The sequence below is a fragment of the Streptomyces cinnamoneus genome (genome assembly GCF_014650495.1).
Taxonomy (GTDB): Bacteria; Actinomycetota; Actinomycetes; order Streptomycetales; family Streptomycetaceae; genus Streptomyces; species Streptomyces cinnamoneus.
Window position 1 is genome coordinate 243,259 of sequence record NZ_BMVB01000002.1, and the last position, 23,402, is coordinate 266,660.

The 23,402-nt window shown below is 69.8% G+C and carries 20 protein-coding genes and 1 pseudogene; 11 read left to right on the forward strand and 10 right to left on the reverse strand.

The genetic code is table 11. The features are described from left to right. The first annotated feature begins 49 nt into the window (after positions 1 to 49). Positions 50 to 1,318 carry an MFS transporter gene (locus IE182_RS03635; RefSeq protein ID WP_190108147.1) on the forward strand — a complete coding sequence of 423 codons (1,269 nt, stop codon included), beginning with the start codon at positions 50 to 52 and terminating at the stop codon, positions 1,316 to 1,318. Positions 1,319 to 1,428: 110 nt separating this feature from the next. Beyond that, positions 1,429 to 1,953, forward strand: a complete 525-nt coding sequence (locus IE182_RS03640) for an LppU/SCO3897 family protein (RefSeq protein ID WP_190108148.1) — start codon at positions 1,429 to 1,431, stop codon at positions 1,951 to 1,953. 106 nt (positions 1,954 to 2,059) lie between these two features. Here the strand turns inward: IE182_RS03640 and IE182_RS03645 are convergent, their stop codons facing one another. After that, positions 2,060 to 3,520 (reverse strand): CCA tRNA nucleotidyltransferase, encoded by a 1,461-nt coding sequence (locus IE182_RS03645; RefSeq protein WP_190108149.1) that lies wholly within the window; start codon positions 3,518 to 3,520, stop codon positions 2,060 to 2,062. Between the two features lie 209 nt (positions 3,521 to 3,729). On the opposite strand from IE182_RS03645, the gene IE182_RS03650 reads away from it, so the two are divergent. From IE182_RS03650 to trxA, 7 genes are all read left to right on the forward strand, one after another. Next, complete coding sequence (locus IE182_RS03650; RefSeq protein ID WP_190108150.1) at positions 3,730 to 6,063, forward strand: DUF6049 family protein; 2,334 nt, start codon at positions 3,730 to 3,732, stop codon at positions 6,061 to 6,063. A 45-nt stretch (positions 6,064 to 6,108) separates the two neighbouring features. Further along, positions 6,109 to 8,406: a murein biosynthesis integral membrane protein MurJ gene (gene murJ / locus IE182_RS03655; protein ID WP_190108151.1), complete on the forward strand. Its 2,298-nt coding sequence runs from the start codon at positions 6,109 to 6,111 to the stop codon at positions 8,404 to 8,406. A 109-nt stretch (positions 8,407 to 8,515) separates the two neighbouring features. Further along, entirely contained in the window at positions 8,516 to 10,198 is a 1,683-nt protein-coding gene (locus IE182_RS03660; protein WP_190108152.1) for a protein kinase family protein, read from the forward strand. Positions 10,199 to 10,232: 34 nt separating this feature from the next. Then, entirely contained in the window at positions 10,233 to 10,922 is a 690-nt protein-coding gene (sigM, locus tag IE182_RS03665) for an RNA polymerase sigma factor SigM (protein WP_190108153.1), read from the forward strand. Beyond that, complete coding sequence (locus IE182_RS03670) at positions 10,919 to 11,869, forward strand: zf-HC2 domain-containing protein (RefSeq protein ID WP_190108154.1); 951 nt, start codon at positions 10,919 to 10,921, stop codon at positions 11,867 to 11,869. Before sigM ends, IE182_RS03670 begins: the two co-directional genes overlap by 4 nt. A 117-nt stretch (positions 11,870 to 11,986) precedes the next feature. Then, positions 11,987 to 12,955 carry a thioredoxin-disulfide reductase gene (gene trxB / locus IE182_RS03675; RefSeq protein WP_190108155.1) on the forward strand — a complete coding sequence of 323 codons (969 nt, stop codon included), beginning with the start codon at positions 11,987 to 11,989 and terminating at the stop codon, positions 12,953 to 12,955. Positions 12,956 to 12,999: 44 nt separating this feature from the next. Beyond that, entirely contained in the window at positions 13,000 to 13,329 is a 330-nt protein-coding gene (gene trxA, locus IE182_RS03680) for a thioredoxin (RefSeq protein ID WP_190108156.1), read from the forward strand. 82 nt (positions 13,330 to 13,411) lie between these two features. Here the strand turns inward: trxA and IE182_RS03685 are convergent, their stop codons facing one another. From IE182_RS03685 to rpmH, 9 genes are all read right to left on the reverse strand, one after another. Then, positions 13,412 to 14,029 (reverse strand): GNAT family N-acetyltransferase, encoded by a 618-nt coding sequence (locus IE182_RS03685; RefSeq protein WP_190108157.1) that lies wholly within the window; start codon positions 14,027 to 14,029, stop codon positions 13,412 to 13,414. 307 nt (positions 14,030 to 14,336) lie between these two features. Further along, entirely contained in the window at positions 14,337 to 15,485 is a 1,149-nt protein-coding gene (locus tag IE182_RS03690; RefSeq protein ID WP_190108158.1) for a ParB/RepB/Spo0J family partition protein, read from the reverse strand. Beyond that, positions 15,482 to 16,534, reverse strand: coding sequence for a ParA family protein (locus tag IE182_RS03695; RefSeq protein WP_190108159.1), 1,053 nt, complete (start codon positions 16,532 to 16,534; stop codon positions 15,482 to 15,484). The genes IE182_RS03690 and IE182_RS03695 overlap by 4 nt, the downstream gene beginning before the upstream one ends. A 248-nt stretch (positions 16,535 to 16,782) precedes the next feature. Next, positions 16,783 to 17,499, reverse strand: a complete 717-nt coding sequence (gene rsmG, locus IE182_RS03700) for a 16S rRNA (guanine(527)-N(7))-methyltransferase RsmG (RefSeq protein WP_190108160.1) — start codon at positions 17,497 to 17,499, stop codon at positions 16,783 to 16,785. 136 nt (positions 17,500 to 17,635) lie between these two features. Continuing rightward, entirely contained in the window at positions 17,636 to 18,163 is a 528-nt protein-coding gene (locus IE182_RS03705) for a Jag family protein (protein WP_190108161.1), read from the reverse strand. Next, positions 18,163 to 19,272 carry a membrane protein insertase YidC gene (gene yidC / locus IE182_RS03710; RefSeq protein WP_190108162.1) on the reverse strand — a complete coding sequence of 370 codons (1,110 nt, stop codon included), beginning with the start codon at positions 19,270 to 19,272 and terminating at the stop codon, positions 18,163 to 18,165. Before yidC ends, IE182_RS03705 begins: the two co-directional genes overlap by 1 nt. Before the next feature lie 3 nt (positions 19,273 to 19,275). Beyond that, entirely contained in the window at positions 19,276 to 19,593 is a 318-nt protein-coding gene (gene yidD, locus IE182_RS03715; protein WP_190108163.1) for a membrane protein insertion efficiency factor YidD, read from the reverse strand. Next, complete coding sequence (gene rnpA, locus IE182_RS03720) at positions 19,590 to 20,018, reverse strand: ribonuclease P protein component (RefSeq protein ID WP_190108164.1); 429 nt, start codon at positions 20,016 to 20,018, stop codon at positions 19,590 to 19,592. The genes yidD and rnpA overlap by 4 nt, the downstream gene beginning before the upstream one ends. Before the next feature lie 24 nt (positions 20,019 to 20,042). Next, positions 20,043 to 20,180 carry a 50S ribosomal protein L34 gene (gene rpmH, locus IE182_RS03725; RefSeq protein WP_003949374.1) on the reverse strand — a complete coding sequence of 46 codons (138 nt, stop codon included), beginning with the start codon at positions 20,178 to 20,180 and terminating at the stop codon, positions 20,043 to 20,045. A 425-nt stretch (positions 20,181 to 20,605) separates the two neighbouring features. Between rpmH and IE182_RS32915 the strand changes: the two are divergent. Beyond that, positions 20,606 to 21,185, forward strand: a pseudogene (locus IE182_RS32915) (chromosomal replication initiator protein DnaA); the annotation flags it as partial. A gap of 101 nt (positions 21,186 to 21,286) precedes the next feature. Beyond that, positions 21,287 to 22,453: a chromosomal replication initiator protein DnaA gene (gene dnaA, locus IE182_RS32920; RefSeq protein ID WP_506417118.1), complete on the forward strand. Its 1,167-nt coding sequence runs from the start codon at positions 21,287 to 21,289 to the stop codon at positions 22,451 to 22,453. The last annotated feature ends 949 nt before the right edge of the window (positions 22,454 to 23,402 follow it).

Below are 23,402 nucleotides of genomic sequence, written 5' to 3' on the forward strand. Positions count from 1 at the left end.
CCCCGGGTAATCCACCCGGGGACCAGTGTGTTGTGTGAGGCTGTGGAGCATGCCTGTTGTGCGTGATCTTCGCGTTCTGCTGGCACTGCGCGCTTTCCGCCGTCTGCTCACCGTCAGGCTCCTCTCCCAGGCAGCCGACGGCGTCTATCAGGTCGCGCTCGCCGCGTACGTCGTCTTCTCCCCCGAGAAACAGACGTCACCCGCGGCCATCGCCTCCGCCATGGCGGTGCTCCTCCTGCCCTACTCGCTGCTCGGCCCCTTCGCCGGCGTCCTGCTGGACCACTGGCGCCGCCGACAGGTGCTGCTCTACGGCAATGTGCTGCGGGCCGCGCTGGCCACGGGCACGGCGCTGCTCATCGTCACCCGGGTGCCCGCCTGGCTCTTCTACGCATCCGCCCTCTCGGTCACCGCCGTGAACCGCTTCGTGCTCGCCGGGCTCTCGGCGGCCCTGCCACGCGTCGTCGACTCCCCCGACCGCCTGGTCATGGCCAACTCCCTCTCCCCGACCGCCGGCACCCTCGCGGCGACGGCAGGCGGCGGCCTCGCCTTCGCCGTGCGCCTGGCCTCTCTCCGGGGTCCCGGGGCCGACGCCTGGGTCGTCCTCCTGGGCGCGGTGCTCTACCTGTGCGCCGGCCTCGTCTCCCTGCGCATTCCCGTCGGACTGCTGGGCCCTGACGTCTCGGTACCCCCCACCCGGGTGCGCACGGCACTGGCGGTCACGACGCGGGGCCTGGTCGAGGGGCTGCACCATCTGGCGGAGCGCCGCACCGCCGCCCGGGCGCTGGCCACGATGACGCTGATGCGCTTCTGCTACGGCGCGCTGACGGTCACTCTGCTGACGCTCTGCCGGTACGCCTGGGCCGACGACGACGCGGACGGCCTGAGGCTGCTGGGCTACGCCGTGGCCGCATCGGGGGCGGGGTTCTTCGCGGCGGCCCTGGTCACCCCCTGGGCGGTCGAGCGGTGGGGGCGGCTGGGCTGGATGGCGGTCTGCGCGGGGAGCGCGGCGGTACTCGAACCCGCCCTAGGGCTGCCCTTCGAGCCCGCGCCCATGCTGGCCGGCGCGTTCGTCCTGGGGGTGACGACCCAGGGCGCCAAGATCGCCACGGACACCGTGATGCAGGCGTCGGTGGACGACGCCTTCCGGGGGAGGGTCTTCTCGCTGTACGACGTGCTGTTCAACGTCGCCTTCGTGAGTGCCGCGGCGGTGTCCGCACTGATGCTTCCGCCGGACGGCCGGTCGGTGGGGCTGGTGGTAACGGTGGCCGTTATCTACACAGCAATTACTGTCGCTATGGCCTGTTTTCGCCGTCGATAAGTGTTACATCAAGGCCACAGGGCTGCCATGAGCTGCAGAAATGTCATGGACACCGGATACGTTACGGGCTGCATTCACGACCGGATCTCGCTCAGTCCGAAGGGTTTCCCGTGACCACTCCGCCGCCCAACCAGAACCCGTACGCCCCCCAGGGCGGCAACCCGTGGGGCCAGCAGCCGCCCGCGCCCGGCCAGCAGCCCGGCCCCTACGGCCAGCAGCCGCCGGCGGCCCCCTACGGCCAGCAGCCCGCCGCGCCGTACGGCCAGCCCGGCGGTTGGCAGGGTGCGCCCGTGCCGCCGCCCGCCCCGCGTCGCTCCGCCAAGAAGATCCTCCGCGTCGTGCTGGCAGTCGTGGGACTCATAGTCGCCGGCGCAGCCTGGCTGTTCGGCAAGGGTGACGACACCACCAAGCTGGCGGTGGGCGACTGCCTGCAGAACACCGGCACCTCCAGCAAGCCGGCGATCGAGAAGCTGGACTGCACCGACGCCAAGGCCACGCACAAGGTGCTGAAGAAGGTGGACGGCTCGACCCTCGCGCAGCTGGCATGCACCAACGTCGACGGCACCATTGCGGCGCTCACGTGGAAGGAGCGCTCGGACAGCTTCACGCTCTGCCTGGGCAGCAGCAAGAAGTAGCGAGCGCGACAACCGGACGTGCCGAGGGCGGTGTTTCACGTGAAACACCGCCCTTCGCCACATCCACCCTGCGGTGATGTTTCACGTGAAACATCACCGGGGTCCCTCAGCCCTGCTGCTGGGCCCACCATTCCTTGAGCGTGGCGACGGCAGCGTCCCGCTCCATCGGACCGTGCTCCAGCCGCATCTCCAGCATGTGCTTGTACGCCTTGCCGATCTGCGGGCCGGGACGGAGACCCAGGATCTCCATGATCTCGTTGCCGTCCAGGTCGGGCCGGATGGAGTCGAGCTCCTCCTGCTCCTGCAGCCGGGCGATGCGCTCCTCAAGCCCGTCATAGGCCCGGGAGAGCGCATTGGCCTTGCGCTTGTTGCGGGTGGTGCAGTCGGAGCGCGTGAGCTTGTGCAGCCGGTCCAGCAGCGGGCCGGCGTCGCGCACGTAGCGGCGCACGGCCGAGTCGGTCCACTCGCCGGTGCCGTAGCCGTGGAAGCGCAGATGCAGCTCGACCAGCTTCGAGACGTCCTTGATCAGGTCGTTCGAGTACTTGAGCTTGGTCATCCGGGCCTTGGTCATCTTTGCGCCCACCACCTCGTGGTGGTGGAAGGAGACCCGGCCGTCCTTCTCGAAGCGGCGCGTCTTCGGCTTGCCGATGTCGTGCAGGAGGGCGGCCAGCCGCAGCACGAGGTCGGGGCCCTTCTCCTCCAGGTCGATGGCCTGCTCAAGGACGATCAGCGTGTGCTCGTACACGTCCTTGTGGCGGTGGTGCTCGTCACGCTCCAGGCGCAGCGCCGGCAGCTCCGGGAGGACCAGCTTGGCGAGCCCGGTGTCGACCAGGAGCTTGAGCCCCTCACGGGGGTGGTCGGAGAGGACCAGCTTGTTCAGCTCGTCGCGGACCCGCTCGGCCGAGACGATCTCCAGGCGATCGGCCATCCCGGTCATGGCGGTGACCACCTCGGGCGCCACCTCGAAGTCCAGCTGCGCGGCGAAGCGTGCGGCTCGCATCATGCGCAGCGGATCGTCGGAGAAGGACTCCTCGGGAGTGCCCGGGGTGCGCAGGACGCGGGCGGCGAGGTCCTCCAGGCCGTTGTGCGGGTCGACGAACTCCTTCTCCGGCAGCAGGACGGCCATGGCGTTGACGGTGAAGTCGCGGCGGACCAGGTCTTCCTCGATGGAGTCGCCGTAGGAGACCTCCGGCTTGCGGGAGGTCCGGTCGTACGCTTCCGACCGGTACGTGGTGACCTCAATGTCGAAGTCGGATTTGCGGCACCCCACGGTCCCGAAGGCGATGCCGACCTCCCAGACGGCGTCCGCCCACGGGCGCACGATCTTCAGCACGTCCTCCGGACGGGCGTCCGTGGTGAAGTCCAGGTCGTTGCCGAGCCGGCCGAGCAGCGCGTCCCGCACCGACCCGCCGACCAGCGCAAGCGTGAAGCCTGCGTCCTTGAACCGGCGCGCGAGATCGTCGGCTACGGGGGACACCCGCAGGAGCTCGCTCACGGCACGGCGCTGCACCTGGGTGAGCTCGTTCGTCGACGGCGGGGTGTGGCTGTCATTGTTGGCGTTCGGCACAACAGAAGAGGGTACGTGTCCGCGCGCGCCCGGGCCTCCTCGTTATCGGGCGCTTCACGACAGCTCTCGCAAAGCAGGCGCAGCCCGGACAACGGAGCCGGCGGCGATCTTGTAGTGCGGTCCGCAGCACTTCGTCACAGCGGGCCTCGTTACCATTCGTGGACGCACCATCCGACGACCACTGACGACGACGAGGGACGGGCGAGCGCGTGGCCGAGGCGGCAGAGGTCCAGGGGGCCTTCGAGGGGACAGTGCCCGCTCCTGCCTGCCGGTGGTCCCGGCACGTCGCAGTGCTCCTCGCCGGAGTGCTGGTGTTCATGGGGCTGGTCCAGCTGCCGACGGCTCCCGCCGCCCACGCCGACTCGGCCGGCTCCCGCACGGCCGAGGTGTCCATCGACACGCTGGCGCCCGTCGCGCCCAAGCAGGACGACACCCTGACCGTCTCGGGCACGGTCACCAACAACGGGAAGTCGACGATCACCGGCGCCCATGTGGGCCTGCGGGTGGGTCCGCAGATCAACACGCGCAGTGACATCGACGACCTCGGCGACCGGACGTCCTTCTCCCCGGGCACGGACGGCTCCGAGGTGGGCGGCAATCACGCGCAGAAGCTCGACCCGATGGCCCCCGGCGTCCGTCGCGACTTCACGCTGACGGTCCCGGTCAAGGACCTCTCCCTGGGCAAGGACGGCGTCTACCAGCTCGGCGTCACGCTCTCCGGCCAGACCGGCGGCCAGTCGTACGAGCAGGTGCTGGGCATCCGGCGGACGCTGCTGCCCTGGCAGCCGTCCGCGGTCGAGGGCAAGAAGACGCAGCTGACGTTCCTGTGGCCGCTGATCTCCGCCACGCACCTCACCGCCCGCACCGAGTCGAACCAGCAGCAGACGCCGATCTTCCCCAACGACGACCTGGCGGCGGAGCTGGCCCCGGGCGGCCGGCTGCAGCAGCTGGTGACGCTGGGCAAGGGGCTGCCGGTCACGTGGGTGATCGACCCGGACCTGCTGGCCACGGTCGAGGCGATGACGAAGAGCTACAGCATCGCCGGGCCGAACGGGCAGACCACCCCCGGCAAGGGGCAGGCGGTCGCCAAACAGTGGCTCAACCAGCTCCAGGAGGCCGTCACGGGCCGCCAGGTGGTGGCGCTGCCCTTCGGTGACCCCGACCTCGCCTCGCTGGCCCACCGGGGCAAGGACGTCTCAGGGGCCCTCAGCCACCTTCAGTCCGCCACCGAGCTCGCCGCGACCACCGTGGACACGATCCTCGGTGTGAAGCCGCGCACGGACTTCGCCTGGCCGGTGGACGGTGCCGTCGACACCTCGATCGTGGACGTGGCCACGTCGGCCGGTGCCCACAACGTCATCGCCCGCAGCGACAGCCTCCGCGAGCCCGGAGGCTCCCCCTACGCCCCGACCGCGGCCCGGCAGATCGGCGGCGGCAACACGGCCGTCGTGGCGGACGCCCGGCTGTCGACCGCCTTCCAGGGCGAGACGGTCCGGGGCGACGACTCCTCGCTCGCCGTGCAGCGGTTCCTCGCCCAGAGCCTCATGGTGACCAAGCAGGCTCCCGAGAACGAGCGCAGCATCGTGGTCGCCCCCCAGCGCATGCCCACGTCGAGCCAGGCCCAGGCCATGGCGACGGCTCTGCGGGCGCTGTCGGACGGCCGCTGGACCCAGCCCCTCGACCTCGGCGACGCGGCCAAGGCCCAGCCCGACCCGGCCGCCAACCAGCAGGTGCCCGGCCCCGGCGCCTACCCGGACTCCCTGCGCTCGCAGGAGCTGACCACCGAGGCGTTCGAGGCCATCCAGCGGACCCAGAGCACCCTGGACAGCTTCAAGGTCATCCTGACCGCGCAGGACCGGGTCGTGACGCCGTTCGGCAGCGCGATCATGCGGGAGATGTCGACCTCGTGGCGCGGCAACCCCAAGGGGGCCGCGGACTTCCGGGATGCCGTGCAGTCCTACCTGGACCAGCTGACCCACCAGGTGCACCTGATCAAGAAGTCCGACGCGACGCTCTCCGGCCGCAGCGCGACGATCCCGGTGACCGTGCAGAACGGCCTGCTCCAGGGAGTGCAGGGCCTGCGGCTCGTGCTCACCTCCAGCCAGCCGAACCGTCTGAAGATCGATGCCTCGCAGCCGGTCGAGGTGGCGGGCGGCCGACAGCAGTCCGTGAAGTTCGAGACCCGCGCCAACGCCAACGGTCCGGTGCAGGTGACGGCCCGGCTCTATGCGGACGACGGCCAGCCCTACGGCGAGCCGATGACCTTCACTGTGCATGTCACGTCCATCACCCCTATGGTGCTCCTGGTCATCGCCGGTGGTGTCCTCCTCCTCGTCCTCGCAGGTCTGCGCATCTACATCCAGCGGAAGCGGGCAGCAGCCCGTAAAGCCGCAGGTGGCGGACCTGACGACGAAGACGGGGGAGACTCGGGCGACGACGGTGGGCCGGACGACGGCCGACCGGAGCAGCCGGGTGATCCGGCCGCGGAAACCGGAGCGCGGAACGGTGACCCGTCCGGCTCAGGTGAGAAAGTGGAACGTTGACGTGTTGTGGGGCCGGCAGGCCGCGGACGATGAGGTGGGGTAGCGATGAGCGCGCCGTACGACGGTGACCGCGGTCAGGGCGCGGGCGGTGAACAGCGGGGTCAGTACCCGGCGAACCCGCCCGTGCCCGACCCGGCGCACCAGGGCCCGTACCCCCGGGACCCCTACCTCCGTGATGCCTACGCGTCCGATCCCTACGCCGCGCACGACCCGTCCGCGCAGAATCCGGTGACCGACGCGCTGTACGACCGGGCCACACCTCCGCCGCCGCCCGGCGCCTACCAGCAGCCGCCCGCGCCCCCGGTCGCCTCCGACCCGCGGATGTGGGCGCACCCCCAGGCGCCGCAGGCGCCGGGCCAGCAGCCCTACCCGCCGCAGCAGCCGCAGGCACCGCAGCACCAGGCCCACCAGCGCCCGTACGGCGACAACGACGCCACGCAGCTGATGGGCGTCAACGACGTCATGGGCGGCCCGACGGTCCCCGCACCGGGCGAGCAGCCCCAGCGGGACGCCTTCGCGCACCTGTTCCGCGACCAGCAGCAGCCGTACGAGCCCCAGCGCCCGTCAGGGCGGCAGTTCCCGCCGCCGGCCCCGGCGCCGGGCCAGTTCGTGCCCCCGCCGGCCCAGCCTCCGGCGGCCGAGCCCGTTCCGGAGCAGGAACCGCCGGTGCCGCCGGCAGCGCCGGCGGCACCGGCGAAGGGCGGCAAGGCGGCGAGCCTGCTGAAGTCCAGCGCGCTCATGGCCGCGGGCACGATGGTCTCCCGCATCCTGGGCTTCGGGCGCAACCTGGTCATGGCGGCCGCGATCGGCGTCAGCACGCTGAGCGACGGCTACCAGGTCGCCAACACCCTGCCGACGATGATCTACATCCTGGTCGGTGGCGGTGCGCTGAACGCGGTCTTCATCCCGCAGCTGGTGCGCGCGATGAAGAACGACGACGACGGCGGCGAGGCTTACGCCAACCGACTGCTGACCCTGGTCGTCGTGCTGCTGGCCGGCGTCACCACGGTCTGTGTGCTGGGCGCTCCGCTCTTCATCCAGATGATGTCGCCGGACATCGCGTCCGACCCGGCCAGGATGGACGTCGCGGTCACCTTCGCGCGGTACTGCATGCCCACCATGTTCTTCATGGGCGTGCACGTCGTCCTGGGCCAGATCCTCAACGCCCGCGGCAAGTTCGGCGCGATGATGTGGACCCCGGTCCTGAACAACATCATCATCATCACCACGTTCGGCGCCTTCATCTGGGCGTTCGGTCCGTTCACCCAGAGCGGTGTGGACTCCGCCAACATCACGCCCGAGGGCGTGCGGCTGCTCGGTGTCGGCACGCTGCTGGGCCTGGTCGTCCAGGCCCTGGCGATGCTGCCGTACCTGCGCGAGGCCGGTTTCCGCATCCGCCCGCGCTTCGACTGGCGCGGACAGGGCCTCGGCAAGGCGGCGGGTCTGGCCAAGTGGACGTTCTTCTTCGTCCTCGCCAACCAGCTCGGCCTGGTCGTCGTCACCCAGCTCGCCACGCGCGCGGGCAGCCTGGCCTCCAAGGCGGGCCATGACGGCACCGGTATCACCGCCTACAACTACGCGCTGCAGCTGTGGCAGATGCCGCAGGCCATCATCACCGTGTCCGTCATGACGGCGGTGCTCCCGCGGATCTCCCGCGCCGCCCACGACGGCGACGTCTCGGCCGTGCGCGACGACCTCTCGCACGGGCTGCGCACCTCCGCCGTCGCGATCGTCCCCTGCGCCTTCGCGTTCCTCGCGCTCGGCGTCCCGATGGCCACCCTGATGTTCGCCAAGGGCTCCGGGACCGCCGGCGCCACCAACATCGGCTTCACCCTCATGGCCTTCGGCCTCGGCCTGATTCCGTACTCCGCGCAGTACGTCATCCTCCGCGGCTTCTACGCCTATGAGGACACCCGCACCCCCTTCTACAACACGGTGATCGTCGCTGCCGTCAACGCCGGCGTCTCGGCCCTGAGCTTCTTCGTCCTGCCCTCCCGCTGGGCCGTGGCCGGCATGGCGGCTGCGTACGGACTGGGCTACGCGGTCGGTGTGGGCGTCGCCTGGCGCCGTCTGAAGGACCGGCTGGGCGGTGACCTGGACGGCTCGCGCGTCGTCCGCACCTACACCCGTCTCACCGGTGCGTGCATCCCCGCCGCCCTCGCCGCCGGAGCCGTCGCGTACGGAATCGGTCAGGTTCTGGGCAGCGACATCCTCGGATCGCTCGCTGCGCTGGTCGGTGGCGGACTGGTCCTGATCGCTGTCTTCTACATCGCGGCGAAGCGGATGCGGATCGAGGAGCTGACCGCCATGGTCGGTATGGTTCGCGGCCGGCTCGGTCGCTGACCGGAGCACAACCTTCGCCCGCTGCCGCGTGTCGTGCATAGCGCCGGACTGTGGGCACAATTGTCTTGGCTGTGGACAGTGCGCAACGGATGGGGAGGCAGGGACGACGGTGGCGGAACGGAGCACGGCTGCCGTCGACGTGGCCGACAACAGCGGCGAGCAGCCACTGACCGCCGCGGCGGACAAGGCCACGACCGACGGGGCGGCGGCCGGTAAGAAGGCCGGCACGCACAAGAACACCGAGCGCGCGGAGAGCGAAAGCACCGCGCGCGACGTACACCCGCCCGAGTTGCACAGCGGCCACAAGCTCGCCAGAAGGTACCGCCTGGAGGAGTGCGTCACCCGTCTGGAGGGATTCAGCAGCTGGCGCGCCGTCGACGAGAAACTGCGGCGCGCGGTCGGCGTCCACCTGCTCCCTGCCGACCACCCCCGGGCCCGTCAGGTCCTCGCCGCCGCCCGCTCCGCCGCCCTCCTGGGCGACCCGCGCTTCGTCCAGGTCCTCGACGCCGTCGAGGAGAACGAGCTCGTCTACGTCGTCCACGAGTGGCTGCCCGACGCCACCGAGCTGACGCCGGTCCTGGCCTCCGGCCCGCTGGAGCCCCACGAGGCGTACCAACTCGTCAGCCAGGTCTCCCAGGCCATGGCCGCCGCCCACCGGGAGGGCCTGGCGCACCTGCGCCTCAACCCCGGCTCCGTCCTGCGCACCGGGACCGGTCAGTACCGCATCCGCGGTCTCGCCGTGATGGCCGCGCTCCGCGGCATCACCTCCGAGCACCCCCAGCGGACCGACACCGAGGCCATCGGTGCGCTCCTGTACGCCGCCCTCACCCAGCGCTGGCCGTACGACAGCAACGCCCACGGTCTCTCCGGCCTGCCCAAGGGCGTGGGGCTCATCGCTCCCGACCAGGTCCGCGCCGGAGTGCACCGGGGCCTTTCCGAGCTCGCCATGCGCGCCCTCGTCAACGACGGGGCCACCGCCTCGCGGCAGGAGAAGCCCTGCGCCACGCCGGAGGAGCTGGCGAAGGCCGTGGCCGCGATGCCGCGCATCAGGCCGCCGGAGCCGGACTTCACGACCCCGCCGCCCTATCCGCGCCCCCCGGGCATCCGCAACGGCGGCCCGGTGGCCCCGCCCGTGGTGCCGCCGCCCCCACTGCAGAGCCGCACCGGCCGGGCCCTGAAGTGGAGCGTCTCGGCCCTGCTCATCGCCGCCCTTGGTCTGGGCAGCTGGCAGCTCGCGGACACGCTTCTCAAGGACGGCGAGAAGGACAACCCTCGGTCCCAGTCCACCGGGGACGACAATGCGCTGAGGCCCACGAACAAGCCGATTCAGATCATCGGCGGGGCCGAGCACTCGCTGGACGGAGAGCCCCAGGGCAAGGACCCGGTCAAGTCGACCTACGACGGCAACCTCAAGACCTACTGGCGAACGAACTCCTTCACTGAAGGTCCCAGCATCACCGATTACAAGGGCGGCATCGGGATCGTCTATGACCTGGGGTCGAAGCAGAAGGTCAGTGCTGCCACGCTGAACCTTCGGTACGGTGGCAACCACACCAGCGCCGCGCTCTACGCTGTCGACTCCCTCAAGCCCAAGGGGCCGCCGTCGGCCCTGCCGAAGCTGGCAGAAGGCACGACGTCCAACAAAACGCTGAAGCTCTCCGTCGCCAAGCCGACGGAGGTGCGGTATGTCCTTCTGTGGATCACTGCGATGCCCTACTCACCGCGTGACGGCGAAACGTACAGCGGGGACGGGTACAAGCAGGCCATCAACGAAGTGAAGATCATCGGCTGACCGAGGGCGCGGCGCTCAGGGGGAGGGCTCGACGTTGGACGACGTCACGCACGCCGGCACTGGCGATGCCGAGCTCCTCGCCCTGCACGTCAAGGGCGACCCCGATGCCTTCGGCGAGATAGTGCGGCGCCACCGCGACCGGCTGTGGGCGGTGGCGCTGCGCACCCTCGGGGACCGGGAAGAGGCCGCGGACGCGGTGCAGGACGCGCTGGTCTCCGCCTACCGGGCCGCCCACACCTTCCGCGGTCAGTCCGCCGTCACCACCTGGCTGCACCGGATCACGGTCAATGCCTGTCTGGACCGGGCCCGCAAGGCCGCCTCCCGTCGTACGGCGCCGCTCGCCGAGACCGAGCGGCTTGAGCAGCTCCTCGAACCCCACGAAGCCGCCGACGCCCCCGCCGAGCGCGGTGATCTCCACCGGGAGCTGATCCGGGCGCTGGCGAAGCTGCCGCCGGACCAGCGGGCCGCCCTGGTCCTCGTCGACATGCAGGGCTATCCGGTCGCCGAGGCAGCCGCCGTGCTGGACGTACCGACCGGCACCGTGAAGAGCAGATGCGCCCGGGGGCGGGCGCGGCTGTTGCCGATGCTCACCCATCTGCGCCCGGATGGCAGGGGTAGCCCCCCTCTTGACAGGGAAAGGAACCGGTCGCAGGGGACGTCCGTCCCACCACCGGCAGGACAGAGCGATGCAGATCCAGTGAAGGGCGGAGGTGGGCGAGCGTGACTTCGAGGACCGGCACGGATGGACACCCGGAGGTCGCGGAGATCTCCGCACTGACCGAAGGTGTCCTCTCCCCTGCGCGGACCGTGGACGTCCGTGAGCACCTCGCGGACTGCGAGCTGTGCGAGGACGTGCGGAGCTCGCTGGACGAGATCCGCGGAATGCTGGGCACACTGCCCGGGCCCGTACGCATGCCGGCCGATGTCGCGGGCCGCATCGACGCCGCCCTGGCGGCAGAGGCGCTGCTCGACGCGACCGCGCCGGAGACCACCGCCGTTGTTTCACGTGAAACGGCGCCGGACGAATCCGCCGCACAGGTGACGGCAGCGCCCGCCCACGCCGCTGTTTCACGTGAAACCACACCTCGCACGTCCCCTGGTCGCCCCGCGGGGCATCCCCGTGCCGCCACCGGTCCGGGCAAGCAGACGCCCATGTCTTCCGGCCCGCGGCCCAGGACCCGTCGCACACGCCGCTGGCCCCAGGCGCTGCTCGGCACCGCCTGTGCGGCCGCCGTCATCGGCGTGGGCAGCTTCTTCCTGCAGCAGGGCGGAGACGACGATCCCAGCGTCGGCTCACCCGCACCGGGCAGCAGCCAGTCGACACCGTCCGCGCTGGCCGTCGGCGACCTCGGAGCCCATGTGCGGGATCTCCTGCACTCCTCCAAGGGGGCCGAATCCCGCGGGATGAGTGCCCAGAGCTCGCCGGAGACGACGCTGCGGGGCTCCGGCGTGATCGCCCCGGGCTGCGTCCTGGAGGGCATCGGACGGACGGAGCAGGCCCTGGCCACCCGCCAGGAGAAGTACCAGGGTGAGGACGCCTACCTCGTGGTCCTTCCGCACCCCACCGACGCCTCACTCGTTGACGCCTATATGGTCGCGGCCGCGTGCGACACCACTTCGCCTTCGGCGCCGGGGAAGGTGCTGATGAACAAGAGTTTCCCGCGCGACTGATCCTTGCCCCGTACGTGCTGTCGTCCCGGCCGGGAATGCTCGCCCCGTAGGATCCGTTGGGTGGGGTGAGACCCAGCAAGGACCAAACAGCTGTCGGCAGAGACAAGGAAGACACCCGTGAGCGACGTCCGCAACGTGATCATCATCGGCTCCGGGCCCGCGGGCTACACGGCCGCGCTCTACACCGCCCGTGCCTCCCTGAAGCCGCTGGTTTTCGAGGGCGCCGTCACCGCCGGTGGTGCGCTGATGAACACCACCGACGTGGAGAACTTCCCCGGGTTCCGTGAGGGCATCATGGGCCCGGACCTGATGGACAACATGCGGGCCCAGGCCGAGCGCTTCGGCGCCGAGCTGATCCCTGACGACGTCATCGCCGTCGACCTGAGCGACGAGATCAAGACCGTCACGGACTCCGCCGGCACCGTCCACCGCGCCAAGGCCGTGATCGTCACCACCGGCTCGCAGCACCGCAAGCTGGGCCTGCCCCGCGAGGACGAGCTGTCCGGCCGCGGTGTGTCCTGGTGCGCCACCTGTGACGGGTTCTTCTTCAAGGACCAGGACATCGCCGTCATCGGTGGTGGCGACACCGCGATGGAGGAGGCCACCTTCCTCTCGCGCTTCGCCAAGTCCGTCACCGTGGTCCACCGCCGCGACACCCTGCGCGCCAGCAAGGCGATGCAGGAGCGTGCCTTCGCCGACCCGAAGATCTCCTTCATCTGGGACAGCGAGGTCGCCGAGATCCACGGCGAGAACAAGCTCTCCGGCCTGACCCTGCGCAACCTGAAGACCGGCGAGTCCTCCGAGCTTCCGGTGACCGGTCTGTTCATCGCCATCGGCCACGACCCGCGCACCGAGCTGTTCAAGGGCCAGCTGGAGCTCGACGACGAGGGCTACCTGAAGGTCGACGCCCCCTCGACCCGCACCAACCTCACCGGTGTGTTCGCCGCCGGTGACGTCGTGGACCACACCTACCGCCAGGCGATCACCGCTGCCGGCACGGGTTGCTCCGCCGCCCTCGATGCCGAGCGCTACCTGGCCGCGCTCTCCGACGGCGAGAGCGTCCGGGAGCCCGAGCTGACCCCCTGACCCACCCACCCCTCCCCACGCAGAGCAGATTCAAGGAGACCTCAGTGGCTCTCAAGACCGTGACCGACGCATCCTTCGACGAGGACGTCATCAAGAGCGACAAGCCCGTCCTGGTGGACTTCTGGGCCGAGTGGTGCGGTCCGTGCCGCCAGATCGCTCCCTCCCTTGAGGCGATTGCCGCCGAGTACGGCGACAAGATCGAGATCGTCAAGCTGAACATCGACCAGAACCCGACCACTGCTGCCAAGTACGGCGTCATGTCGATCCCGACGCTCAACGTCTACAAGGGTGGCGAGGTCATCCAGACCATCGTCGGCGCCAAGCCCAAGGCCGCCCTGGAGCGCGAGCTGGCCGACATCATCCACACCAAGTAGGCGCGACGCAGCCTTCTGCCGCAGCAGGCGCTGTTTCACGTGAAACGGGCCCGCCCTCTCCCAGGGCGGGCCCGTTCATGTTCTACAACGGCCGGAGCGCGGGCTCCTTCTGCACCGCCCCCAGCAGCCGGTCGAGAGCCAGCTCGACGTCCTCCTTCCAGGAGAGCGCCGTACGCAGCTCCAGCCGCATCCGTGGATAGCGCGGGTGCGGCCGTACGGTCTTGAAGCCGACGGCCAGGAGATGGTCGGCCGGCAGTACGCACGCGGGCTCCTTCCAGCGGGCGTCCCCGAACGCTTCGATCGCCTTGAACCCTCGACGCAGCACGTCCTTGGCCACGGTCTGCACCATCACCCGGCCCAGCCCCTGCCCCTGATAGGCGGGCATCAGCCAGGCGGTCATCAGCTGCACGGCGTCCGCAGCGACCGGGCTGGTGGGAAACGCGGTGGACCGGGGCACATAGGCGGGAGGCGCGTAGAGCACGAAGCCGACCGGTGCCTCGTCGATGTAGACCACCCGGCCGCAGGATCCCCACTCCAGGAGCACGGCGGAGAGCCAGGCTTCCTTCTCCAGCTCCGGACGGCCCGCTCTCAGCGCGGCTTCGCCGCTGACGGGGTCCAACTCCCAGAAGACGCAGGAGCGGCAGCGCTTGGGAAGGTCCGGGAGGTTGTCCAGCGTGAGCGGTACGAGCCGACGCCCCATGCAGCCAGTTCCTCACTTCCGTCGCGTGCCACGCTCCGGGCGGCGTTCAGCGCGCCGAACTCCTTGAGGAAACTACCGACGAATCCGCCGACAGCTCCCAGGCTCAGGCCCGCGGCCACCAGTCCGGTCCGGCTCACCGTTCGCATGGCCCCGCCCCTCCGTGAACTGTGTCCAACGTGGATGTGCCATACCTCACGCATCGTATCGGCCGGTGGATCAGGCGGATAGCGCGACAAGGCAAAGGGCGGGTTGTGTCCACGCAAGGTTCCACGTGAAACACAACCCGCCCTGGGCGGTGCCGTCAGCGCTACTGTGCGGCGCCCTCGCCGCTGCCGGGCTTCTGCTCCAGCACACGCCCCTCACCGGGAGCCAGTGTGCTCAGGATCCGCTCCAGATCGTCCATCGAGGCGAACTCAACGACGATCTTTCCCTTCTTCTGCCCCAGGTCCACCTTCACCCTGGTCTCGAAGCGGTCCGACAGCCGCGAGGCCAGATCCGTCAGCGCGGGGGAGACACGGGCGCCCGCCCGGGGGCCCTTGGTCTTCCCGGAGCTCTTGGTCCGCGACCCCATGAGGGTCACGATCTCCTCCACCGACCGGACCGAGAGCCCCTCGGCCACGATCCGCTTGGCGAGCCGCTCCTGCTCCTCGGCATCGTCCACGGAGAGCAGGGCCCGGGCATGACCGGCCGAGAGCACCCCGGCAGCCACCCGCTTCTGGACGGTCGGCGACAGCTTCAGCAGCCGCAGCGTGTTGGAGACCTGCGGACGCGAGCGCCCGATGCGGTCCGCCAGCTGGTCATGGGTGCAGTTGAAGTCCTTGAGCAGCTGATCGTAGGCGGCCGCCTCTTCCAGAGGATTCAGCTGGGCCCGGTGCAGGTTCTCCAGCAGCGCGTCCAGCAGAAGCTTCTCGTCGTCGGTCGCCCGGATGATCGCGGGGATCCGCTCCAGCCCGGCCTCCCGGCAGGCCCGCCAGCGCCGCTCGCCCATGATGAGCTCGTAGCGGTCCGACGCCAGGCGACGCACCACGACGGGCTGCAGCAGGCCCACCTCGCGGATGGAAGCGACCAGCTCGGCAAGTGCGTCACCGTCGAACACCTTCCGCGGCTGCCGCGGGTTGGGCGTAATGGAGTCCAGCGGCAGCTCGGCGAAGTGCGCCCCTGCCACCTCCTGCATGGCCGCGTCGCGGGCCGCCCCCACGGCTGCTTCCGTTTCACGTGAAACGGAAGCGGGGGTCTCGGCCTCACTCACCCGCGTGGTGCGAGGAAGAGTGACCTCATCCGCCGGCAGCGTGGTCACCGTTCCGACAGCCGACCCCCGGTCGGCCGTCAGCACCGGCACCGTGGTGGGGGACGTCGCACCGGGCCCGACCGCCGGTCCGCTCTTTTCCGCCGCCTTCGGCGCCGGCGGGATCAGCGCACCGAGCCCTCGGCCCAGTCCTCTACGTCGCTCACTCACTGAAGCCCCTCCGACATACTGTGCTGGTCTTGCTGTTGCTGGCGGCCCACCGTGTGGGCCCTGGTGCCGTCGTAGTGGACACCGATCCCCCGCAGCGCGATCTCCCGGGCCGCCTCCAGATAGGACAGCGCACCGCTGGAACCCGGGTCATAGGTGAGAACCGTCTGACCGTAGCTCGGCGCCTCGGAGATACGGACCGACCGCGGGATGCTGGTCCGCAGCACCTCCTGGCCGAAGTGGGTGCGCACCTCGTCGGCCACCTGGGAAGCGAGCCGTGTCCGGCCGTCGTACATGGTCAGCAGGATCGTCGACACATGGAGCTTGGGGTTGAGGTGCCCGCGCACCAGCTCGACATTGCGCAGCAGCTGGCCCAGGCCCTCCAGCGCGTAGTACTCGCACTGGATCGGGATCAGCACCTCTGCGCCGGCGACCAGGGCGTTGACCGTCAGGAGGCCGAGCGAGGGCGGGCAGTCGATGAGGATGTAGTCCAGCGGTTGCTGGTACGCCTTGATCGCCCGGTCCAGTCGGCTCTCCCGGGCCACGAGCGAGACCAGCTCGATCTCGGCGCCGGCCAGGTCGATCGTGGCAGGGGCGCAGAAGAGGCCCTCCACCTCCGTCACCGGCTGGACCACGTCCGAGAGCTGTTTGTTGTCGACGAGGACGTCGTAGATGGACGGCACGTCGGCGTGGTGGTCGATGCCCAGCGCCGTCGAGGCGTTGCCCTGGGGGTCGAGGTCGATGACCAGGACCCGGTTGCCGTGGAGCGCCAGAGAGGCCGCCAGGTTCACCGTGGTCGTGGTCTTGCCGACCCCGCCCTTCTGGTTGGCGACCACCATGACCCGGGTCTGCTCCGGCCGGGGCATCGGGGGCGCCACCGTTCCACGTGAAACGGGAAGACCCGCGGGGACGGGGGCGGGGACGGCCACTGGTTCGGAGTCAGCGGGGCGGGGGCCGGGGACCGGGTCGGTCATCGGCCCCGCGATATTGGCGTCGGACCGCAAGGATTCACTCTCCTCGACATCAGGCTCGCAATGCACAGAGCCTGCCATGCTTTCGGGGTCGTGAACCAGCGAGGCCCGTTCTCCTGTGGATGAATCCCGTGGGCCTGTGGATGAACCCACTTCCTCGACCGGTCGGCGGTCGCGCGGCGCGGCGGCCGCACGGCTGCGGCCGATGATTCCATGCAGCAGGGAGCGATGTTTCACGTGAAACACGATGCATGGCACGCCGCGCTACCGAGCCGCGACACTCCGCTATGGGTAGTTTTGCCAGCTTGTATGGAGCATTCGCTCCGGCGTCAGCGCCGGCGGCGCGAGCGTCCGGCCCTGGCGGCCTTCGCCCGCTTGGCCGCGAACCGCACGCCACCGGGGCTCTCCCCGACCTCGACGCGGACCACGGTGGACAGCGGATCGACCACGCCCTCACCGACCTGCAGCACGGAGGTCCGTACGACCCCCAGCTTGCTCAGGGCGGCGCGGGCGCTGTTGAGCTCCTCCTCCGCCGTGTCGCCCTTCAGGGCCAGCATCTCGCCGTAGGGGCGCAGCAGCGGCACACCCCAGCCTGCGAGCCGGTCCAGCGGCGCCACGGCCCGGGCGGTGACCACGTGCACCGGGTCGACCTTGCCGAGCATCTCCTCGGCGCGGCCCCGCACCACGGTGACGTGGTCCAGGCCGAGCAGCTCCACGACCTCCTGCAGGAAGGTCGTGCGGCGCAGCAGCGGCTCCAGCAGGGTGATCTGCAGGTCGGGGCGGACGAGCGCCAGCGGGATGCCGGGCAGCCCGGCGCCCGAGCCCACATCGCACACCGAGACGCCATCGGGCACGGCCTCGGAGAGCACCGCGCAGTTCAGCAGGTGCCGCTCCCACAGCCGGGGAACCTCACGGGGGCCGATCAGACCGCGCTTCACACCCGCATCGGCGAGCAGTTCCGCGTAACGGACGGCCTCCGGAAAGCGGTCACCGAATACCGCCCGCGCCGCCGCGGGCGCCGGGGGGAGCTCCGCTGCCTCTTCCACGGGGAACCGTCCTTCCGTACAACGTTGTGTGGATCTCCGGCGCCCTCTCTCGGTACCGGAGTCTGAATATCAGGCTGACAAGGATCGGCCCCGCCTGCGAGCAGACGGGGCCGTACACACCTGGACGTGGGACAGGTCAGGCGGGAAGAACGACCACGCGGCGCTGCGGCTCCTCGCCCTCCGACTCGCTGCGCAGGCCGGCGGCGGCCACCGCGTCGTGGACGACCTTGCGCTCGAAGGGGGTCATCGGGTCGAGCTTGACGGGCTGGCCGGTGCTCTTGGCCTCCTGGGCGGCCTCGGCGCCCAGGCCCGCGAGCTCCTCGCGCTTACGGGCCCGGAAGCCCGCGATGTCGAGCATCAGACGGCTGCGGTCGCCGGTCTCCCGGTTCACCGCGAGGCGGGTCAGCTCCTGGAGAGCCTCCAGCACCTCACCGTCGCGGCCCACCAGCTTCTGCAGGTCGCGGCTGGTGGAGTCGCTGATGATCGACACCGAGGCGCGGTCGGCCTCGACGTCCATGTCGATGTCGCCGTCGAGGTCGGCGATGTCCAGCAGCCCCTCAAGGTAGTCGGCCGCGATCTCGCCCTCCTGCTCCAGGCGGGACAGCGTGTCGGTGCCCTCGGCGGCGGTCTGGGGCTGCGTGTCCGTCACGGTGGACTCCTTCATTACTTCTTCGATGGGTGCTTGGGCCGCTGCGGGCCGCCCTTGCGCTGTCCGGACTTGGCGCTGCGGGAGGAGCCGGCCTGCTTGCCCTTGGCGGCACCGGTCTGCTCGTCCTGCTGCTTCTCCAGCGTGGTCTTCTTCGCCGTGCCCGTGCCGGCCTGGGGCTGGGCCTGGCCCGTGCCCGCGAGCTGGCGCTTGGCCTTCGGCTGGCGCTTCGGCTGCTGGCGGGCCGCACGGGCGGCCTCGGCGGCCTGCCGGGCCTCGACCTCCGCCGGGTCCTCCTTCAGCTTGCCCTTGGCCCGCAGGCGCTCCTGGCGCTGCTGGAAGGCGAGGCTGCCGGGGGTGGGGTTACGGCGGATGACGAACATCTGCTGGCCCAGGGTCCACACGTTGGTGGTCAGCCAGTAGACGAGGACACCGACCGGGAAGTTGATACCGAAGACAGCGAACATGATCGGGAAGACGTACATCAGCATCTTCTGCTGCTGCATGAACGGCGTCTTCACCGTGAGGTCGACGTTCTTCGTCATCAGCTGGCGCTGCGTGTAGAACTGCGACAGCGACATCAGGACGATCATGATGACCGTGACGACGCGCACGTCGGTCAGCGTGGCGCCGAGCGATTCGACCTTGCTCGCGCTGTCCATGAACTTGGACGCGATCGGAGCGCCGAAGATGTGCGCCTTACGGGCGCTGTCGACCAGGGACTGGTCCAGCACGCCGACCTCGTGGCCGCCGGCGATCTTGTTCAGCACCTGGTACAGCGAGATGAAGAACGGCGACTGGGCCAGAATCGGGAGGCAGCTCGAGAGCGGGTTGGTGCCCGACTCCTTGTAGAGCTTCATCATCTCTTCGGACTGGCGCTGCTTGTCGCTCTTGTAGCGCTCCTGGATCGCCTTCATCTTCGGCTGGAGCGCCTGCATGTTCCGCGTGGCCTTGATCTGCTTCACGAAGAGCGGGATCAGGCAGATACGGATCAGCACCACCAGCGAGACGATGGACAGACCCCACGCCGCGCCACTGTCCTTGTTGAAGATCAGGCTGAAGAACGAGTGGAACTGGACGATGATCCAGGAAACGGCGTAGTAGAGAGGATTCAGGATCGTGTCCACGAATCAGGCTCCTTGGGCGTTGGGCTGAGTCTCGGGCTGCGCGGCGGTCCCCGCGGTGGGGTTTCCGCCCATGCGGCTCCTCAGCCGCTGGTGCCAGACCGGACGCTTCCGGGGAGGGACGTGGTCGACGCCACCGAGCGACCACGGGTTGCAGCGCAGGATGCGCCAGGCCGTCAGCACCGATCCTTTGACCGCGCCGTGCACATCAATGGCCGTGTACCCGTAGTGCGAGCACGACGGGTAGTACTTGCAGACCGGCCCCAGCAGCGGGCTGATGGTCCACTGGTAGAGCTTGATCAACCACAGCAGCGGGTACTTCACTGTGCGCTCCCTCCCGGGTGACCGGGGCTCCGGGGGTCACCCCCCGGGGGATTGCTTCGCGGCGCCCCTCCCAGCAGCCGCTGCAGCGCGGTGTCGAGATCGCGGGCCACCTGCTCGTGGTCCGCCTCGCCCGCGCCCGGCAGGGCCCGCACCACCACCAGGCTACCGGCGGGCAGCTGATCCAGCCGGTCACGCATGAGGTGGCGCAGTCGCCGCTTGACGCGATTGCGGACGACGGCACCGCCGACGGCCTTGCTCACGACGAAACCCGCACGCACCGGAGGGGCGATTCCCCCAGGTGTGTGCGGGTCCGTGTTACCGCTACGTAGGTGGACGACGAGGAGCGGGCGACCGGCCCTGCGTCCTCGGCGAACCGCGGTCGCGAAGTCCTCGCGCCGCCTCAGCCGAGACTCGGAAGGCAGCACGTCAGGACCTTGACGTCAGACTGATCAGGCCGACAGGCGGGCGCGACCCTTGCCACGGCGGGACGCGAGGATCGCGCGGCCGGCACGGGTGCGCATGCGCAGGCGGAAGCCGTGGGTCTTCGCGCGGCGGCGGTTGTTCGGCTGGAAGGTGCGCTTGCTCACTCGGGGACTCCAGAAATGAATTGATGGCGGGACATCGCCTGGCTGTCACCGTGCGCCCACGAGTAGCTCGCAACGCCCGAGTGCACCGCTTCATAATCCCGACCCTGAGAGGGTCGTGATCTTTGCCCATCGGAGGCAGGCGGCAGCAGCCATCGACAACTCGACCTGGTCACGGTACGCGTGGTTACGCCATCCGGTCAAACCGGCAGTGCACCAGGGATACACCGTAGCTTCCCCGGGGCCCGGGCCGACACGAGGCTCCACGGCATGGCACATTTGTACACACCCTGTGGACAACGACTTGAACCGTGCACCTCGGCCTGACTACCGTGGCTGAACTCCGAATCCTTCCCGCCCGTCCCGAGAACCACACATTCGTGGGACTCCGGGGGACCCCCTGACCCGTGACTGAGAGAGCGTGCCCTGTGGCTGACCTGCCCGCCGATCTTGCCGCAGTGTGGCCGCGCGTGCTCGAACAGCTCCTCGGCGAGGGGCGCGGCCAGGGCGTGGAGACCAAGGACGAGCACTGGATCAAGCGATGCCAGCCCCTCGCCCTGGTGGCCGACACCGCCCTGCTGGCCGTCCCGAACGAATTCGCCAAGGGCGTCCTGGAGGGCCGGCTCGCCCCCATCGTCAGCGAGACCCTCAGCCGTGAGTGCGGCCGCCCGATCCGGATCGCGATCACCGTCGACGACTCCGCCGGCGAGCCCCCGGCGCCCCAGGCCCCCGAGCGCCCCCAGCAGCACCCCGGCCGGCACCAGGCCCCGGGACAGGGCGGCCGCGACGCCTACGAGGGCTACGAGGGCCACGGCGGCTACGACGGCCGTGAGACCTACGGCACCCGCCCCGGCGCCGACGACCTGCCGTCCGTGCGTCCCGCCTACCCGGACTACCAGCAGCCCCGCAGCGAGCCCGGCGCCTGGCCGCGCCACGCGGCTCCCGGCGGCCCGGCCGCGTCCGACCGGGGCGACTACGGCTGGCAGCAGCCGCGCCTCGGCAGCTTCGCCGAGAGCGAGCGCGACCCCTACGCGACGCAGTACGAGCAGCAGCAGGACTACCGCTCCCCCGCACAGCCCGAGCGCCCGTCCTACGAGCAGCGCCGCGAGCTGCCGGACGGTCCCTCCCGGGGCCCCGCGGCCGGCGGCGCCCCCGGCGGTCCGCGCTCCGAGCGGCCCCAGGCTCCGGCCGGGGGGTCCTCGTCGTCCTCGGGGGGGTCGTCCTCCACGGGGGCGGCCGAGCCGACGGCACGGCTGAACCCCAAGTACTTGTTCGACACCTTCGTCATCGGCGCCTCCAACCGCTTCGCGCACGCCGCGGCGGTGGCGGTGGCCGAGGCGCCGGCCAAGGCGTACAACCCCCTGTTCATCTACGGGGAGTCGGGCCTGGGCAAGACGCACCTGCTGCATGCCATCGGGCACTACGCGCGCAGCCTCTACCCGGGCACGCGAGTGCGCTACGTGAGCTCCGAGGAGTTCACCAACGAGTTCATCAACTCCATCCGCGACGGCAAGGCGGACGCGTTCCGCAAGCGCTACCGCGACATGGACATCCTGCTGGTCGACGACATCCAGTTCCTCGCGAGCAAGGAGTCGACGCAGGAGGAGTTCTTCCACACCTTCAACACCCTGCACAACGCGAACAAGCAGATCGTGCTGTCCTCGGACCGGCCGCCCAAGCAGCTGGTGACCCTGGAGGACCGGCTGCGCAACCGCTTCGAGTGGGGCCTGATCACCGACGTGCAGCCGCCGGAGCTGGAGACGCGGATCGCGATCCTGCGGAAGAAGGCGGTCCAGGAGCAGCTCAACGCTCCGCCGGAGGTCCTGGAGTTCATCGCCTCGCGCATCTCGCGCAACATCCGTGAGCTGGAGGGCGCCCTCATCCGGGTGACGGCCTTCGCGAGCCTGAACCGGCAGCCGGTGGACCTGGGGCTGACCGAGATCGTCCTGAAGGACCTGATCCCGGGCGGCGAGGACGCCTCGCCGGAGATCACGGCCCCGGCCATCATGGCGGCGACCGCCGACTACTTCGGCCACACCGTCGAGGATCTGTGCGGAGCCTCGCGCAGCCGGGTGCTGGTGACGGCGCGGCAGATCGCGATGTACCTGTGCCGCGAGCTCACGGACCTGTCGCTGCCGAAGATCGGCGCACAGTTCGGCGGCCGCGACCACACGACCGTGATGCACGCGGACCGCAAGATCCGCGCGCTGATGGCCGAGCGGCGGTCCATCTACAACCAGGTGACCGAGCTGACCAACCGCATCAAGAACGGCTGACGGACGGCCGGCTGACGGACTGCCGTCGGACCGCCGTCGGACTGCTGCTGACGGACTGCCGTCGGGGTCTCTACGAGGCCCTGTGAGGACTCATGAGGGCGCTTCGGGACGTTTCCCGGAGCGCCCTTCTGCATTCCCGGGGACAGCCGGAGCGGCCGCCCGACCGATGCGCCGGAGCGGCCGTAGCAGGGCCCGGATGCGGCCGGAGAGGGCTCCAGGAGCCGCCTCGGAAGAGTCCGGGGCGGCCCGCGGGGGCTCCGGCGGGCCCCCGGGCCGTCCACCGCACCCCCCAGTCTGTTCGAATATGGGCTCTGACCTGCCGGTTCTCCACAGATTCGGGCTCTGTCCACGATCCACACCCTGGGGACCGCAAAGTTATCCAGAACCTGTCCACAGTCCAGGCTGTTGATATGCCATCAGGCGAGGTCAGCCGGGTGTGGATTTGTGGCAAACGGGGTTCCACAGCCTGTGGACGGCCAGGGCGTCCACCACCGCCCCCGAGGTTGTCCACCGGCCACCCACAGGTGGACCGGTGTTATACACAGCCTTTCCACATCCCTGTCCACTGTTCGGCAACGAAACGCCGGTGGTCACCGCACCGAGTGAAAGGCGTCACACCAAGCTGCCGGGTTGGGCTGTGGGCAACGTGGGTAAAACTGGGGACAGCCCTGGGGAGAAGTGCCCCCTGCCTGTGCACCGGGTGTGCAGAACTTTTCGCGGTCCACAGAACACCCCGGTTATCCACCGTGCCCACCCACAGGGGCAGTGGACAAAAAATCCGGCCTGACCTGGGCAAAGAAGGTTTTCCACGGTTTCCACAGGCCCTACTACTACGACCACAGAGATCTAGCGGGGAACTCGTTTCGAAGTGGGTCCTGTGCACAACTCGGCCGCGGGCCGCGCCACGCCCCGGACCTCGACTTGACCGCCAGCCGCACCGACTGTCAGC

Bases quoted from the DNA above. Each gene is read 5' to 3' on its own strand.
- IE182_RS03695 (WP_190108159.1), bottom strand. From the start codon at position 16,534: ATGGCAGGCTCTGTGCATTGCGAGCCTGATGTCGAGGAGAGTGAATCC.
- IE182_RS03635 (WP_190108147.1), top strand. From the start codon at position 50: ATGCCTGTTGTGCGTGATCTTCGCGTTCTGCTGGCACTGCGCGCTTTC.
- IE182_RS03705 (WP_190108161.1), bottom strand. From the start codon at position 18,163: ATGAAGGAGTCCACCGTGACGGACACGCAGCCCCAGACCGCCGCCGAG.
- IE182_RS03685 (WP_190108157.1), bottom strand. From the start codon at position 14,029: ATGGGGCGTCGGCTCGTACCGCTCACGCTGGACAACCTCCCGGACCTT.
- murJ (WP_190108151.1), top strand. From the start codon at position 6,109: ATGAGCGCGCCGTACGACGGTGACCGCGGTCAGGGCGCGGGCGGTGAA.